Genomic DNA, 13,785 nt, shown 5'->3' on the forward strand with positions numbered 1-13,785 from the left:
TGGCGACACGGACGAATCAACACTCGCCAGCCGGACAGCCGCCTGGCGACCGGGTAGCCGAGGGCGTTGTAGAGCCGCTCGCCCCAGGGGGAGGGTGCGGATCCCCAGCCGGTGAACATGTCGTCGGCCATCAGCTGCCGCACCACCGTGCCGGCGCGCTCCGGCGGCACGATGCCGCTCCACAGGACAGCCATGACCCCACCGCAGGAAGACCGGCCCGCACCGTCATCACCCACCGCGGGTGAAACGGCGCGGACCGCTCGCGGCCAAACGGAACGCAGAACCATGGACGTCGATTGCGGGTCCTCAGGGCCGGGAGCCGACAGCGGCGGACTTGCGACACGCGACTGTGCGGTTGCCGACAGTGACGCCCCCGGCGGCGGCGCACGCTGCTTGCCGACCCGACCCTCGTCACCAGGAGGAAAGATGCGACTCCGTTCGCTCGCCGCCGCCGCGCTGACCGCCGTACTGGCCGCCGGCGCACTCGCCGCGGCTGGCCCGGCCGCGGCGGCCACCGCCGACCGGTGGGGCTTCGCCTACGTCAAGGACCCGACCGTGCCGGCCTGGACGGTGCTCGACACGACCCGCCAGTGGGGCAGCTGGAAGACCGCCTTTCCCGCCGCCTGGGCGCAGGGCGCGAAGCTCGCCCCGGGCCGGTTCCAGGTGCGCTTCCCGCAGATCGGCGCCGGGGCGCGGGGGGTGCCGCACGTGACCCCGGTCAACCGCACCGGCCACTACTGCGAGGTCGTCCGCTGGTTCTCCTCCGGCGCCGACCAGATCGTCGACGTGCAGTGCCACAAGCCGGGCGGGGACCGCGACGACACCCCGTTCACCGTCCTGTGGACCACCAGCAGCGGGGTGCTGCCGGCGGGCACCTCCCACGCGTACGTCCAGCAGGCCGGTGGGGCGCTGGTCCAGTCGTACAACTCGACGGGGGCGGCCAACGGCATCGGCCCGCTGGGGGTCGGCCAGTGGGCGGTGAAGCTCCCGGGCGTCGGGCTCGCCGGCGCGCTGGCCGGCGACGTGCAGGTCACCGCCGTGCAGCCGAACGCGGCGCCGCGCCGCTGCAAGATCGGCAGCTGGTCCGCCGCCGGGACCGACGTGGCCGCGACCGTGTCCTGCTTCGACCAGGCGGGCGCGCCGGCGGCCACCGACTTCGCCCTGTCCTACCACCGTCGGCGGCCGGTGATCGGCTCGCTCGCCCCGCCGTCGCGCTTCGGCTACCTGGGCACCGCGGTCGGCGGGCCGACCAACGACAACTCGGTGCTCGGCGTCGGCGCCAACACCGTGGCCGCCATCGCCCCGGCCGGCCGCTACCTGGCGAAGTTCCCGCAGCTCGGGGTCAGCCAGACGCACGCGCAGGTCGTGGCGCAGGGCGCCGGGTCGAACTACTGCCACCTGACCCAGCCCTGGTCCACCGGCCTCGACGTGGAGGTGGACGTGCTCTGCTTCGACAACGCCGGGGTGACCACCCCGCACCGGTTCCTGGCCACCTTCACCTCCCGCGCCTGAGGCGGCCACGCCGACCGGCCGCGCCGGGCCGGCTCACCCGGGGCGGGTGGTTCGACCCACCCGCCCCGGCGGTCGGTGGCGGTCACGACGGGCCGCCACCGGCCTGCGTACCGGCGGGCGCCGGCGCGGTGATCGCCCACCGTTCGTGGTCGCGCCACGCCCCGTCGACGAACAGGTACTCCGGCGAGTAGCCCTCCAGCCGGAAGCCGAGCTTGCGCGCCACCCGGCGCGACGGCTCGTTGCCCGGCTGGATGTTCGCCTCCAGCCGGTGCAGGCCGAGCGCGTCGAAGGCGTGCCGGAGCACCAGGCCGATGCCGGCGGAGGCGTGCCCGGTGCCGGTGTAGGGCAGGAAGGCCGCGTAGCCGAGGTACCCGCCGCGCAGCGCGCCCATCAGGATCCCGCTGATGTTCACGTAGCCGGCGATCGCGCCCGAGTCCCGGTCGCAGATCAGATATCCGGCATGGTCCCGGCGGCGGATCTTGCGCAGGTACGCGGCGTACCGCGCCGGGTCGTCGGGCGCGGCCAGCCAGGGGTGGTGCAGGTCGCGGCTGCGCCGGGCCGCCGCGACGAACTCTGCCTCGTCGACCGGACGGGGCGGGCGGATGCCGACCGGCCCCGCCGTACGCAGATATCTCACGGCGAACCACTGTCGCGGCGGTCGCCGCCGTTGTCCAGCGCGTCGCGGGCGCGACCCGGCACTCACGGTCGCGCGGGCGGGTCCGCCTCGCCGTCGACCGGCTCCAGCGTGTAGTGGATGGTCTGGGCGACGATCCAGCCCTGCTCGATGAGGAACGAGTCCGCCCCGTCGCAGACCCGTACGCCCTCGATCTGGGCCGTCCACTCCAGGAACGCCATCCGGCCCTCGACCATCCGGTTCGTGTACACGTACCGGGCGCCGGGCAGCTCGTCCTCCAGCCACCGGGCCAGCTCGCGGACCCCCTCGCGCCCGCGGAACACGCCCCGGCGTTCCAGGACCACGCACGACGGCGACACGTTGCGCGCCAGGTCCTCCGCGAACCGGTGCTCGGCGGCCAGCCGCAGGTGGTCCTCGAACACCTCCCGCGCCGACCGCGCCCGCAGGGCCTCGTCCGTCACGTCGCCTCCGTCCGGTCCGGGAGCCGGTGCCACGTCCTCCTCCCCCGCCCTCACAGCGGGCCCGGGTACGGCTGCTCGGCGGGCATCGGCACCCGCAGGAAGGTGGCCCCGCGCAGGTCCAGCCAGGCGTACTCGGGCGAGCGGACCAGCCGCAGCATCACCTCGGCGCAGTTCGGGCAGCGGGCGACGAGGCCGGGCGCGTGCGGGTAGACCCGCAGGCCGGCCAGCGGGCCGAGCATGCCGCAGTGCGCGCACCGCCCGGCGGCGGTGCTCAGGTCGACGGCGAACAGCTCCCGCAGCGGGCCGTCCAGCATGTTGCCGTCCAGGTACGACGTGTCGGTCATCGGGCGTTCCTCCTCGACGCTCAGCCGGTGGGGCCGAACCGTTCGGTCTTCACCCGGCGGCTCTGGTGGCCCAGCCCGACGAGCAGGTCCGCCGCCGTCTCCACGAACCCGGTCGGGCCGCAGACGTAGCAGAGAGGTTCCAGCTCCGGCGGCCAGCCGTGGCTGTCGACGTCGGCCAGCCCGATCCGGTGCGGCTCGCCCCGCCAGCCCTGCGGGGCCTCGCGGGTGTACACGTGGGCGACGTCCAGGCCCGGGTCGTCGCGGACCCGGCGGCGCAGCTCGTCGGCGTAGATCACGTCGGCCGGGGTGCGCACCGAGTAGATCAGCCGGAACGGCACCCGGCTGCCGGTGGCGCGGCGGGCGCGGACCATCGCCATCAGCGGCACGACACCCGACCCGCCGGCCACCAGCAGCACCGGTGCGGTTTCCTCCGGATGCCAGACGAACCAGCCGCCGACCGGGCCGCGCACCTCCACCGGGTCGCCCTCGGCGTAGACGTCGATCAGGTACGGCGACACCTCGCCGTCGGGCACCCGCTGCACGGTCAGCGCGATCCGGTCGGCCTCGGCCGGGCCGGCCAGCGAGTACGACCGGGCCGCCTGGTAGCCGTCGGGGGCGGTCAGCCGCACGTCGACGTGCTGCCCGGGCAGGTGCCCCGGCCAGCCGGGCACCTCCAGCACCAGGGTGTGCGCGGTCGGCGTCTCGACCCGGCGCTCGCACAGCCGGGCCACCCGCCAGCGCAGCGGGGCGCTCAATCGCCCTGGTACCGCTGCTCACGCCACGGGTCCCCGTAGTCGTGGTAGCCGGCGGTCTCCCAGAATCCGGGCTGGTCCTGCACGCTGAGCCGGATGCCGCGCACCCACTTGGCGGACTTCCAGAAGTAGAGGTGCGGCACGAGCAGCCGGGCCGGGCCGCCGTGCTCGGCCGGCAGCGGGCCGCCGTCGTAGCGGTGCGCGATCCAGGCCCGCCCGCCGCGCAGGTCGTCCAGCGGCAGGTTGGTGGTGTAGCCGCCGTACGAGTGGGCCTGCGCGTACCGGGCGCCGGTGTCGACACCCTCCAGCAGCGTGTCCAGGGAGACCCCCTGCCAGCCCGTGTCCCGTTTCGACCAGCGGGTCACGCAGTGGATGTCGACCGTCGCGGTCTCCTGGGGCAGCGCCATCAGCTCGTCCCAGCTCCAGCGGAACTCGGCGCCGGACTCGGTGGAGATGACGAACTCCCAGGTCTCCAGCGGCACCCTCGGCGTCGGGCCGGCGGAGAGCACCGGGAAGTCCTGCGTCAGGTACTGCCCGGGCGGCAGGGCCGGCTCCGCTGAGCGGGGCCGGCCCTGGAAGCCCGGTGACACGATTCCCACCCGTCAGTCGTACCACCCGGGGTGGGTGGCACGGCGCGGTCGGACGGATCCGCACCGCGACGGGTGACGCCTCAGCGCCGCTCGACCACGATCTCCTTCTCGCCCCCGCCGGCCTTGCTGGTGGCCCGCAGGCTGGTGAGGGTGACGATCACCAGTACGCCGATGATCACGCCCAGGGAGGCGAGGGTCGGGATCTCCGGCACGCCCGGCCAGATGCCGTGCGCCCAGTGCAGGCCGAGCTTGACGCCGATGAACGCCAGGATGATCGCCAGGCCGTAGCTGAGGTGCACCAGCCGGCTGAGCGCGGCGTGCAGCACGAAGTAGAGCGCCCGCAGCCCCAGCAGGGCGAACGCGTTGGTGGCGAAGACCAGGTACGGGTCCTCGGTGATGCCGTAGACGGCGGGCACCGAGTCGACGGCGAAGACGATGTCCGTGGCGAGCAGCGCCGTCACGACGAGGGCGAACGGGGTGAGCGTACGCCGGCCGGCGATCCGCACGACCATCCTCGGACCGTGGTAGTCCTCGGTGACCGGCATGAACTTGCGCAGCAGCCGCACCGAACGCATCTTGCTGATGTCGACTTCCTGCTCGTGCCCGGTGACGGCGTCGCGCAGCAGCTTCGCCGCTGTGAGCAGCAGGATGATCGCGAAGAGCAGGAAGGCGAAGTCCAGGGTCTGCAGGGCCGCCGCGCCGATGGCGATGAACACCGCGCGCAGCAGGAGCGCGCCGGTGATGCCGTAGAGCAGGGCCCGCTGGGCCAGCTCGGCCGGCACCGCGAACGCGGCCAGCAGCAGCATGAAGACGAAGAGGTTGTCGACCGAGAGGGACTTCTCCACCAGGTAACCGGTGAGGTACTCCACGCCCTGGTTGGAGCCGAAACGGGACCAGATCCAGGCGCCGAAGGCCAGCGGCAGGGCGATGTAGAAGGCGGACCAGCCCAGCGCCTCCCGCATCGACACCTCGTGCGGTTTACGGGTGACCAGGAAGTCCAGCACGAGCAGGGCGACCACGGCAGCGATGGTGATGCCCCACAGCGTGGGGGTACCCACCGATTGGAGACCGGTGGCGGCAAGATACGGCGAATCGGACATGGAGCCTCCTCGAACACCCTGTCATGTTCGAGGTCTCCTTCACCCACTTTTCGTGGGCAGCCACCCGAGGCGTGCTCCGGGCACGCCGTACTGACCGGGATGGCTCGTGGGAAGTACTCCCCTCGTCGCGACAAGGTTAGGGCAGGCCCGTGGGCTCGGCAAACGGGGCACGCCAGATCACACCCGCGACCTGTGACGCGGGCTGCGTCCCAGCTCAGCGGGCGGTTACGGCGGCGAGCACGGCCGCCACGTCGAGGTCGGCCATGCACGCGGGGCCGGCCGCGTCGAGCGGGCAGCGCGCCTCCCACCAGCAGGGCTGCTCGGTGATGGCGGTGGGACGCCGGTACGCACACCCGGGCAGGCCCTGCAGGTCGGTGCCGCCCATGCCGTACCGCCGGGCGTCGGTGGGGCCGAACAGCGCCACCGTCGCGGCGCCGGCCGCGGCGGCCAGGCGCACCGGCCCGGTGTCCGGCCCGACCACCACCCCGCCGCGCCGCCCCACCGCGGCGAACTGCCCGGCGAGGGTCGGCAGGTCGGCCCGGGGAAGCGGCACCCCGAGCGGCGCGGCGGGATCGACCGGGCCGACGGTGAGCACCGGGTGCCCGCCCCGGGTCAGGGCGCGGGCCAGCCCTCGCCAGTGCCCCCGCGGCCAGCGCTTGACCGCCATTCCGGCATCGGTGACGAGCACCACCGGCGGCGCCAGCGGCTCCCCCACCAGCCGGGCCACGGCGCGCTCCCCCGCCCGCCGGGCCGCACCGTCCAGGTACACCCGGGGCCGCGCGCTCCGGTCGGCCGCGCCGAGCAGCCCCTCGGCGCGGAGGACCTCCAGGTAGCGGTCGCCGACCGGCTGCTGCGGCGGCGGGTCGCGCCACAGGTTCGTCACGGCCCGCCCGGCGCCGGCCTCCAGCAGGTCGGGGATGCCGTCGTAGCGGGTGGTGCTGACCGCGAGGTCGGGTCGGGTGGCCGCGAGGGCCGCGACGACCGCCTCCCGCTCGGCGCCGGCCCGGCCGTGCAGGGGTGTGCGCACCTCGGCGACCGCCGGGTCGGTGCGCACCAGGTCCGCCCCGGGGTCGTGGGTGAGCAGCCGCAGCCGCGCGCCCGGGTTGCGGCGGGCCAGCCCGTGCACCGCCGGCAGCAGCATCAGCAGGTCGCCGATCCCGCCGAGCAGGTCGACCACCAGGATGTCCGCGTACCGCTCAGGCATCCGCGCGGCCCAGGGCCCGGGCGTAGAGGTCGCGGTGCGCGGCGGCCACCCTCGGCCAGGAGTACGCGGCGGCGAAGGCCCGCCCGCGCTCGGCGAGCCGGCGGCGCAGCACCGGGTCGGCGAGCAGCCTGCCGACGGTACGTACGATCGCGGCGCTGTCCCGGCGGGCCCCGATCACCGCGACCGCCCCGCTGCGGTGCGGCCCGTCGTCGCCGGCGTCGGACCCCGTCACCGCGGTCGGTACGCCGTGCGCGAGCGCGGCGAGCAGTGCGCCGCTCTTCGTGCTCACCCCCGTGGTGAACGGCAGCACCGCGACGTCGGCGGCGTGCAGCGCGGCGGAGACCCGCTCGGCGGGCAGGTGCCCGGTGAACGTCACCGCGTCGGCCACCCCGCAGCGGTCGGCCAGCCCGGTCAACTCGGCGCGGAACGCCTGCGCCTCCCGCTCGGGCAGCGCCTGCGAGGTGAACCCGCCGACCACCAGCAGCCGCAGGTCGGGGTGGTCGCGCCGCAGCTCGGGCAGGGCCTCGATGAGGTACCGCAACCCCTTCACGGGGTGCACGAAGCCGAAGAAGGCCAGCAGCGGCGCGCCCTCGGACAGGCCCAGCTCCACCCGCATGCGGGACCCCGCCGTCGCCGCCCCCACGTGGTCGACGACGTTCGGGGCGATCGGGATGTGGATGGCCGCCCGGCCGGTACGGGCGCGCACCACGGCCCGGTGGCCGGGGTTCGTGACGATCACGGCCGCGCTGGCCGGCACCAGCCGGCCGGACTCCCGATCCCAGCAGCGGATCCGCTCCACCGCCGACCAGAGCCGTCCCGGCAGCCAGCCGGGGCAGGCCCACCAGCCGTACTCGTGCAGGGTGGTGACCAGCGGCACCCGCCGGGGCAGCCGCCACGGCAGCAGCCCGGGCTGCCCCGAGAACCGGTACGCCGACGGGGCGAACTGCACGTGCACCACGTCGGGGGTCAGCTCTCGCACCCGGCGGGCGGCCCGGCCGGTGGCGGCCCGCCAGCGTCCCCGGTCGCCGTCGGGGCGCACCGGCACCGGGGTCACCTCGACGCCGACGCCGTCGAGCGCCTCGACCAGGTGCGTCACGTAGTCGCTGACGCCGTCGGCGTCGGGGCGACCGGGACCGTGCAGCATGGCCACCCTGATCCGGTCGTCGACCACGCCACCTCCCACGTCTCGACGGGCGGGTTCCCGACCCCTTACGGGGCAAACGCGCCTCGCCTATGGTGTGCCGATGACCGAGGACCTCCCGGCCGGCCCGCTGGCCGGCGTGCGGGTGATCGAGCTGGCCGGCATCGGGCCCGGTCCGTTCGCCGCGATGATGCTGGCCGACCTGGGCGCGGACGTGGTCCGGGTGGACCGGTCCACGGACGTGGACCCGGCGGCGTTCGGCACCGCGCACCCGGACCTGCTCAACCGGGGACGCCGCTCGGTCGGGGTGGACCTGAAGTCCCCCGGCGGCCGGGAGGTGGTGCTGGCCCTGGTCGCCAGCGCCGACGCGCTGATCGAGGGGTTCCGTCCGGGGGTCACCGAGCGGCTCGGCGTCGGCCCGGCGGACTGCCTCGCGGTGAACCCCCGGCTGGTCTACGGCCGGATGACCGGCTGGGGTCAGGACGGCCCGGCCGCACCGCACGCGGGGCACGACATCGGCTACGTCGCGCTGACGGGCGCGCTGCACGGCATCGGGCGGGCCGGCGAGCGCCCGGTGCCGCCGATGAACCTGCTCGGCGACTTCGGCGGGGGCGGGATGATGCTCGCCCTCGGCCTGGTCTCCGCCCTGTACGCGGTGCGCGGCGGCGCGCGGGGACAGGTGGTCGACGCGGCCATCGTCGACGGCGTGGCGGTGCTCAGCACCCAGATCCACGCGCTGCGCCAGCTCGGCATGTGGCGGGACGAGCGCGGCGTGAACCTGCTCGACGGCGGCGCCCCGTTCTACGACACGTACGAGTGCGCCGACGGCCGCCACCTGGCCGTCGGCGCCCTGGAGCCGCGCTTCTACGACGAACTCGTCCGGCGTACCGGCTTCCCGCTGCCCCCGGACGAGGCGCTGGACCGCACCGACCCGGCGAACTGGCCGGCGCTGCGCCGGTCGTGGGCGCGGCTGTTCCGCACCCGGACCAGGGACGAGTGGACGGCGCTGCTGGGCTCCTCGGACGCCTGCGTGGCGCCGGTGCTCGACTGGCGGGAGGCACCGGAGCACCCGCACCTGGCGGCGCGGGGCACCTTCGTCCAGCGGGACGGGGTCACCCAGCCGGCCCCGGCGCCCCGCTTCTCGGGCACCCCCACCGCGCTGCGCCGCCCGCCGCCGCAGCCGGGCGAGCACACCGACGAGGTGCTGGCCGAGGCGGGCTTCGAGGCGGGGCGGGTGGCCGCCCTGCGCGCCGCCGGCGCCGTCGCCTGACCGTCGGCGGGAGCGTGTCGGCGTCGTGCCGGCGGTTCCTCGGTGGTCAGGTGGGCGACGGTGTCGCCGACGCGCAGCCGGCGGGTCAGGAACGGCGCAGGGTGGCGCCCGGCGCCATGGCGGGCTCGACCATGTCCCGGAAGTCGCGTGGGAGCTGGACCACCACGTCGTCGAACTCGCCGCCGCTGATCGCCTCGCGCAGGGTCACGAAGACCGCCCGGGCGGCGTCGCGGGCGGCGGGCTCGGTCACGTCGGCCCGCACGGCGACGCGGGCGACGAACTCGGCCGCGCCGAACCGCTCCGCCGACTCGGTGCGTGGGCTCGGCTTCAACACGAGCTGCAGCGGCTTGGGCAACTGGGCGGCCAGGTCCAGCACCTCCCCGCCGGTCAGCCGCTCGGCGAGGGTCTCCAGCGTCGCCCGGGTCAGCGCCACCGCCTGCTCCGAGGAGGTACGGGTGCGCTGGGCGACCTGGTCGACGAAGGTGTCGTAGTTCATCCGGGCTCCTTCGGGCTGGTCGGGTCCTGCGCGTACCCCCCGGCGGGGCGGGGAAACGGCGGTGATTTCCGCGCCGGGCGGCGCGTGACGGTCGCCCGGGCGGGTAACCGCCGCCGGTCGTGACCCGAACGATGCCCCGGAGGAGCCGACACCATGGCGAGTTACGCCGACGTGCTGCAGTACCTGTCGAGCCTGGACTACCCGGCCGGGAAGGACGACGTGGTACGCGAGGCCGAACGGGAGGGCGCCCCGCCGGACGTGCTGCGCGCGTTGCGGGCCCTGCCGCCGGTCGACTACGCCAACGGCAACGAGGTGGCCCGCTCGGCAGGCATCGAGGCGGCCCCCGAGGTCGGCCCCGCCCAACGGGCGGCGCAGGCCCGGGACAAGCGGCACCAGCGCGTGTCGCAGCACCTGCGCGGCATCTGAGCCTTGCTGTCGCGGGCCAGCGGCTCGTCAGGGCGGTCGCCCGCGGCGAGCGCGCCCCCGACGCGGTCGAGCGCGCCCGGGCCCGGGCGCGGGCGCGGCTGGTCAGCGCCGCGGCGCGTACGGGAGCCGACGCGGCCGGTCCGCGCCGAGCCGTACCTCGCCGGTGCCGGATGACGGCGCGTCGACCGGTCGGGCACACCCCGGCCGCGGTCCAGCTCACCGTGATGGGCGTGGTCGGCCTGGTGGTCGGCGGGCTCGCCGCGCTGGCCGCCACGCCGGCTCTGGCGCCGCTGGCCGGCTGGGACGCCGCTTCGCTGAGCTGGCTGGTGCTGGTCTGGCACAAGCTGTGGCCGATGGACGCGCGGCGCACGGCCCAGGTGGCCGTGTACGAGGACCCGAACCGGGCGGCGCGTGACGCGCTGCTGCTCGCCGCCTGCCTGGCCAGCCTGCTGGCCGTCGGCGTCGTGGTGACCCGCGCGCACGGGGCGCACGCCACGCCCGCCCGCAACGTCTACGGCGGGATGGCCGTGCTGAGCGTGCTGCTGTCCTGGCTGGTGGTGCACACCGTCTTCGCCGCCCGGTACGCGCGGATCTACTACACGGGCCCGGACGGCGGGATCGACTTCAACCAGGTCGAGCCGCCCCGCTACTCGGACTTCGCCTACCTGGCGTTCACCGTCGGCGCGACCTTCCAGGTCTCCGACACGGCGCTGACCAGCAACGAGATGCGCCGCACGGCGCTGCGACACTCGATGGTGTCGTACCTGTTCGGGGCGTTCATCATCGCGGTCACGGTGAACCTGCTGGCCGGCCTCGCGAGGTGAGACGGTGCCCCGGCGGCGCGGTCGGCAGCCAGCGGGACGCGGGGTGCCGGACAGGCGGGCGCCCCCGTCGCGAACCGCGACCGGGGCGCCACACAGAACCTGTCCGGTGGCCGGTCGGGCCCGAACCAGGCCGCGACCACCAGGCGGTCGATGTACGCCCGAACCGGGCGGGCATCAGTGCCGCGACCATCATACGATGAAACATCATCCGTTCGGCTGATTACGGGGCAAGTGTGGGCCAGCCCACCCGCAGGTCAGGCGGCCAACTCCGCGTACCGCTTCTCCAGGTCGACCCGGGCCAGCGCCCCCACCAGCCAGGCCAGGCGCTCGGACTCGCCGCTGCCGGCGAGGCTCGCCAGGTCGTCGGCGGAGCGGCCCAGCCCCAGCCGGCGGGCCGCGACCAGCGCCCTGCGGTCGGCCACCGGCGCGACCTCCCGCCACAGCGCCTGGGCCTCGCGCAGGAAGAGGTCGACCACCGTGGCGTCGACCCCGGGCAACTCGGTGAGCAGTTCCCGCTCCCGGGCCGGGTCGTGGTGGGCCACCGCGCGCAGCCGGCGCAGGTCGCCCCGGTAGCGCTCCACGACGGCCCGGGCCAGATCGCCCAGGGTGTCGGCGAGCGCGTCGACGTCACCGCGTTGGCCGCTGTCAAGCAGCACGCGTACCCGGTCGGCGTGCAGGGAACGGGCCAGCCGGGCGGCGCTGTCCCAGCCCGCGGCGGGCAGGGCGTGCGCGCTGTCCACGGCGCGCCGGAAGTCGCCCCGGCGGGCCAGCAGCACGGCGAGGCAGAGCACCTGGAACAGGCTCGACGGGTTGTTGATCACCCGGAAGCCGTACTGCTCGGCGAAGCCGCGCCCGCTGCCGGCGAGCCGGCGCACCAGACGTTTCCTGTCCTCGACGTGGGAGGTGGCTGTGGTCGGCATGCCGGCGACTACCCGCGCCGCGCCGGGCCACGCCTGCCCGGCTCAGCCGTGCAGGCCACCGCTGCGGTCGCGCGCCTTGAGGCGGGTGGTGGGCAACGCCGGGGCGGGCAACGGCGGGGCGGGATCGTCGGCGACGACGCCGAAGCGCCGCCCTGCCATCCAGTCCTCCCGGGCGGCTGCCACCTCCTCGTGCGAACGGCCCACGAAGTTCCACCACATCACCAGCGGTTCCTCGAACGGGGCCCCGCCGAGCAGCAGCAGGCGGCTCCCCGGCTCGCCCCGCACGGTGCGGCGCTCCCGGCCGGTGCCGAGGTAGAGCAGCGCCCCGGGCGCGAAGCGCACCCCGTCGACCTCGGCGGCGCCGGACATGGCCAGCAGCCCGTACTCGAAGTCGGGGCGCAGCGGCAACGTGGCCGGCGCGGGCCCGCGCAGCTCCAGCTGGGCGCCGAGCAGCGGGGTGTACGTCCGCGCCGGGGACCGCTCGCCCGCCAGCTCACCGACCAGCAGGGTCACGTCCAGCTCGCCGTCGCGCCAGCGCGGCAGGTCGGCGTGGTGGGCGAAGTCGGCGGCACCGGCGCGGGCCGGGTCCGGCAGCGCCACCCAGAGCTGTACGCCGTGCATCAGCGGCGGATGCCGCTCGGGCGACCGCTCCGAGTGGGCGATGCCGTGCCCCGAGGTCATCACGTTGAGCTGGCCGGGGCGGATGGGCTGGACGTTGCCCAGGCTGTCGCGGTGCAGGATCTCCCCGTCGAGCAGCCAGGTCACGGTCTGCAGGCCGGTGTGCGGGTGCGGCGGCACCTCCATGCCGGGCCGCTCGGCCACGTCGTCCGGGCCGAAGTGGTCCACGAAGCACCAGGCCCCGACCATCCGCCGCTGCCGCTGCGGGAGCAGCCGGCGAACGGTGGTGTAGCGGCCCAGCGGCACGTCGTGCCCCGGCAGCAGGACGCTGCCGGGATCGGCCGTGGCCACACCAGGTGGTCGGGTCTCCGCCGGCATCTTCTCGGTGCGCTCCACCGCCCGACTGTACGCCCGGCCACGACACCGAGCCGCCGCTCGCCCACCACCGACGGGGCGCCCGGCACCTGCGGGCACCCGGCATCTGCGGGGCTCCCGGCTACTGCCGGCTCCCGGCTTCTGCATGCGTCTGGCCGGCACCCGGGTGGGGTACCGGCCAGACGCGGACGTTCAGACTGCTCGGGTCAGCTGTTCCAGTGCTCGGCGACCAGGTCGGCGGCCATCTGCTCCCACTGGGCGTAGTGGTCCGGGTACGCCGACACCTGCACCGTCTGCGCCGCCTCGGTCAGCGGCATGTCCTGCCACCCGTCGACCTGCTTCAGACCCTTCAGGAACGCCGTGGTCGAGTACTCGGGGTCGGTGATCTGCTCCACCGTGCCCCAACCACTGGACGGACGCTGCTGGAACAGGCCCTGCGAATCATGGTCGTTGCGGTCACCCAGGTGACCCAGGTTCTCCAACTTCGACTCCTGCAACGCCGTCGCGATCGACACCACCGCGGCCCGCTCGTCCATGCCGGCCTTCTTCGTCGCCGCGATGATCGCCTTCACGTTGCCGACCTGCTCGTCGGACAGGTCGATGCGCGACTGCGCACCCTGCACACCGTGCGGGACCAGCTTGCCCTTGTCCACGGCCGGCTTGTCGGCCTGCACCGCCACCGCCACCGGCACCGGCTCCACCGACGGGGCGGCATGCGCGGCAGCCGGACCAGCGAACACGCCACCGGCAAACGCCAGACCCGCAACACCAAGAACGCTCTTACGCAGAATCGTGTTCATCACAGATGCTCCATTCGGGGGTCGGCACCCACAACGCCGAGGGGGATCGGCTCACGCGGGTGCAAGCACCGTCCGGCGCCCATGAACTCAGGGGAAACTGCTGCCACCTCCGGCGACCACGAAAGCAACCGGAGGAAAGATCAGATCGGCCACGCCGGCCGACTACCGGGCCGTGCAGGCCGCAAGGACCGGAGGCTGTTCCGCGAGGCGGGGGGACGCCCTCACGTCAACCGCGACCATGTGTAACCACGAGCGGCCCACCACCATTCCCCCAGCGGCCCGGGGCCCGGCGGGGCGGCGCGCCCTGCTCGGTCGTAC

At 74.9% G+C, this 13,785-nt stretch carries 16 protein-coding genes; 4 read left to right on the forward strand and 12 right to left on the reverse strand.

The genetic code is table 11. The features are described 5' to 3' along the window. The first annotated feature begins 426 nt into the window (after window positions 1–426). Window positions 427–1,512, forward strand: coding sequence for a hypothetical protein (locus GA0070610_RS15530; RefSeq protein ID WP_089000697.1), 1,086 nt, complete (start codon window positions 427–429; stop codon window positions 1,510–1,512). An 82-nt stretch (window positions 1,513–1,594) separates the two neighbouring features. On the opposite strand, the gene GA0070610_RS15535 is transcribed toward GA0070610_RS15530, so the two are convergent. The 8 genes from GA0070610_RS15535 to GA0070610_RS15570 all read right to left on the reverse strand — a co-directional run bounded on the left by GA0070610_RS15535 (window position 1,595) and on the right by GA0070610_RS15570 (window position 7,768). Continuing rightward, the gene (locus GA0070610_RS15535; protein ID WP_089000698.1) at window positions 1,595–2,149 is read right to left on the reverse strand and encodes a GNAT family N-acetyltransferase; all 555 of its coding nucleotides are present in this window, start codon (window positions 2,147–2,149) and stop codon (window positions 1,595–1,597) included. Between the two features lie 62 nt (window positions 2,150–2,211). Continuing rightward, window positions 2,212–2,607 carry a nuclear transport factor 2 family protein gene (locus GA0070610_RS15540; protein ID WP_089000699.1) on the reverse strand — a complete coding sequence of 132 codons (396 nt, stop codon included), beginning with the start codon at window positions 2,605–2,607 and terminating at the stop codon, window positions 2,212–2,214. A 50-nt stretch (window positions 2,608–2,657) separates the two neighbouring features. Then, window positions 2,658–2,951, reverse strand: coding sequence for a DUF6510 family protein (locus tag GA0070610_RS15545; RefSeq protein WP_089000700.1), 294 nt, complete (start codon window positions 2,949–2,951; stop codon window positions 2,658–2,660). 20 nt (window positions 2,952–2,971) lie between these two features. After that, window positions 2,972–3,706 carry a ferredoxin reductase gene (locus GA0070610_RS15550; protein ID WP_089000701.1) on the reverse strand — a complete coding sequence of 245 codons (735 nt, stop codon included), beginning with the start codon at window positions 3,704–3,706 and terminating at the stop codon, window positions 2,972–2,974. Continuing rightward, window positions 3,703–4,293 (reverse strand): sulfite oxidase-like oxidoreductase, encoded by a 591-nt coding sequence (locus GA0070610_RS15555; RefSeq protein WP_197697891.1) that lies wholly within the window; start codon window positions 4,291–4,293, stop codon window positions 3,703–3,705. The genes GA0070610_RS15550 and GA0070610_RS15555 overlap by 4 nt, the downstream gene beginning before the upstream one ends. Window positions 4,294–4,373: 80 nt before the next feature. Further along, entirely contained in the window at window positions 4,374–5,393 is a 1,020-nt protein-coding gene (locus GA0070610_RS15560; protein ID WP_089000703.1) for a TerC/Alx family metal homeostasis membrane protein, read from the reverse strand. Window positions 5,394–5,607: 214 nt separating this feature from the next. Next, window positions 5,608–6,597, reverse strand: coding sequence for a glycosyltransferase family 9 protein (locus GA0070610_RS15565; RefSeq protein ID WP_089000704.1), 990 nt, complete (start codon window positions 6,595–6,597; stop codon window positions 5,608–5,610). Continuing rightward, window positions 6,590–7,768, reverse strand: coding sequence for a glycosyltransferase (locus tag GA0070610_RS15570; RefSeq protein WP_089000705.1), 1,179 nt, complete (start codon window positions 7,766–7,768; stop codon window positions 6,590–6,592). The genes GA0070610_RS15565 and GA0070610_RS15570 overlap by 8 nt, the downstream gene beginning before the upstream one ends. A gap of 73 nt (window positions 7,769–7,841) precedes the next feature. On the opposite strand from GA0070610_RS15570, the gene GA0070610_RS15575 reads away from it, so the two are divergent. Next, window positions 7,842–9,008, forward strand: a complete 1,167-nt coding sequence (locus GA0070610_RS15575; RefSeq protein ID WP_089000706.1) for a CaiB/BaiF CoA transferase family protein — start codon at window positions 7,842–7,844, stop codon at window positions 9,006–9,008. A gap of 85 nt (window positions 9,009–9,093) precedes the next feature. On the opposite strand, the gene GA0070610_RS15580 is transcribed toward GA0070610_RS15575, so the two are convergent. Beyond that, window positions 9,094–9,504: a DUF2267 domain-containing protein gene (locus GA0070610_RS15580; protein WP_089000707.1), complete on the reverse strand. Its 411-nt coding sequence runs from the start codon at window positions 9,502–9,504 to the stop codon at window positions 9,094–9,096. A 153-nt stretch (window positions 9,505–9,657) separates the two neighbouring features. On the opposite strand from GA0070610_RS15580, the gene GA0070610_RS15585 reads away from it, so the two are divergent. Together GA0070610_RS15585 and GA0070610_RS15590 are read left to right on the forward strand one after the other, a co-directional pair. Then, window positions 9,658–9,930, forward strand: a complete 273-nt coding sequence (locus tag GA0070610_RS15585) for a DUF2795 domain-containing protein (protein ID WP_089000708.1) — start codon at window positions 9,658–9,660, stop codon at window positions 9,928–9,930. A gap of 170 nt (window positions 9,931–10,100) precedes the next feature. Then, window positions 10,101–10,754, forward strand: a complete 654-nt coding sequence (locus GA0070610_RS15590) for a DUF1345 domain-containing protein (RefSeq protein ID WP_197697739.1) — start codon at window positions 10,101–10,103, stop codon at window positions 10,752–10,754. Between the two features lie 254 nt (window positions 10,755–11,008). Here the strand turns inward: GA0070610_RS15590 and GA0070610_RS15595 are convergent, their stop codons facing one another. The 3 genes from GA0070610_RS15595 to GA0070610_RS15605 form a co-directional block, all read right to left on the reverse strand. Next, complete coding sequence (locus GA0070610_RS15595) at window positions 11,009–11,674, reverse strand: hypothetical protein (protein WP_089000709.1); 666 nt, start codon at window positions 11,672–11,674, stop codon at window positions 11,009–11,011. 42 nt (window positions 11,675–11,716) lie between these two features. Continuing rightward, window positions 11,717–12,688 carry a pirin family protein gene (locus GA0070610_RS15600; RefSeq protein WP_089000710.1) on the reverse strand — a complete coding sequence of 324 codons (972 nt, stop codon included), beginning with the start codon at window positions 12,686–12,688 and terminating at the stop codon, window positions 11,717–11,719. Between the two features lie 185 nt (window positions 12,689–12,873). Next, window positions 12,874–13,467 carry a hypothetical protein gene (locus tag GA0070610_RS15605; RefSeq protein ID WP_089000711.1) on the reverse strand — a complete coding sequence of 198 codons (594 nt, stop codon included), beginning with the start codon at window positions 13,465–13,467 and terminating at the stop codon, window positions 12,874–12,876. Between the last annotated feature and the right edge of the window lie 318 nt (window positions 13,468–13,785).

The sequence above is a fragment of the Micromonospora echinofusca genome (genome assembly GCF_900091445.1).
Classification (GTDB): Bacteria; Actinomycetota; Actinomycetes; order Mycobacteriales; family Micromonosporaceae; genus Micromonospora; species Micromonospora echinofusca.

Bases quoted from the DNA above. Each gene is read 5' to 3' on its own strand.
- GA0070610_RS15530 (WP_089000697.1), top strand. From the start codon at position 427: ATGCGACTCCGTTCGCTCGCCGCCGCCGCGCTGACCGCCGTACTGGCC.
- GA0070610_RS15545 (WP_089000700.1), bottom strand. From the start codon at position 2,951: ATGACCGACACGTCGTACCTGGACGGCAACATGCTGGACGGCCCGCTG.
- GA0070610_RS15560 (WP_089000703.1), bottom strand. From the start codon at position 5,393: ATGTCCGATTCGCCGTATCTTGCCGCCACCGGTCTCCAATCGGTGGGT.
- GA0070610_RS15565 (WP_089000704.1), bottom strand. From the start codon at position 6,597: ATGCCTGAGCGGTACGCGGACATCCTGGTGGTCGACCTGCTCGGCGGG.
- GA0070610_RS15575 (WP_089000706.1), top strand. From the start codon at position 7,842: ATGACCGAGGACCTCCCGGCCGGCCCGCTGGCCGGCGTGCGGGTGATC.
- GA0070610_RS15580 (WP_089000707.1), bottom strand. From the start codon at position 9,504: ATGAACTACGACACCTTCGTCGACCAGGTCGCCCAGCGCACCCGTACC.
- GA0070610_RS15585 (WP_089000708.1), top strand. From the start codon at position 9,658: ATGGCGAGTTACGCCGACGTGCTGCAGTACCTGTCGAGCCTGGACTAC.
- GA0070610_RS15590 (WP_197697739.1), top strand. From the start codon at position 10,101: ATGACGGCGCGTCGACCGGTCGGGCACACCCCGGCCGCGGTCCAGCTC.
- GA0070610_RS15595 (WP_089000709.1), bottom strand. From the start codon at position 11,674: ATGCCGACCACAGCCACCTCCCACGTCGAGGACAGGAAACGTCTGGTG.
- GA0070610_RS15605 (WP_089000711.1), bottom strand. From the start codon at position 13,467: ATGAACACGATTCTGCGTAAGAGCGTTCTTGGTGTTGCGGGTCTGGCG.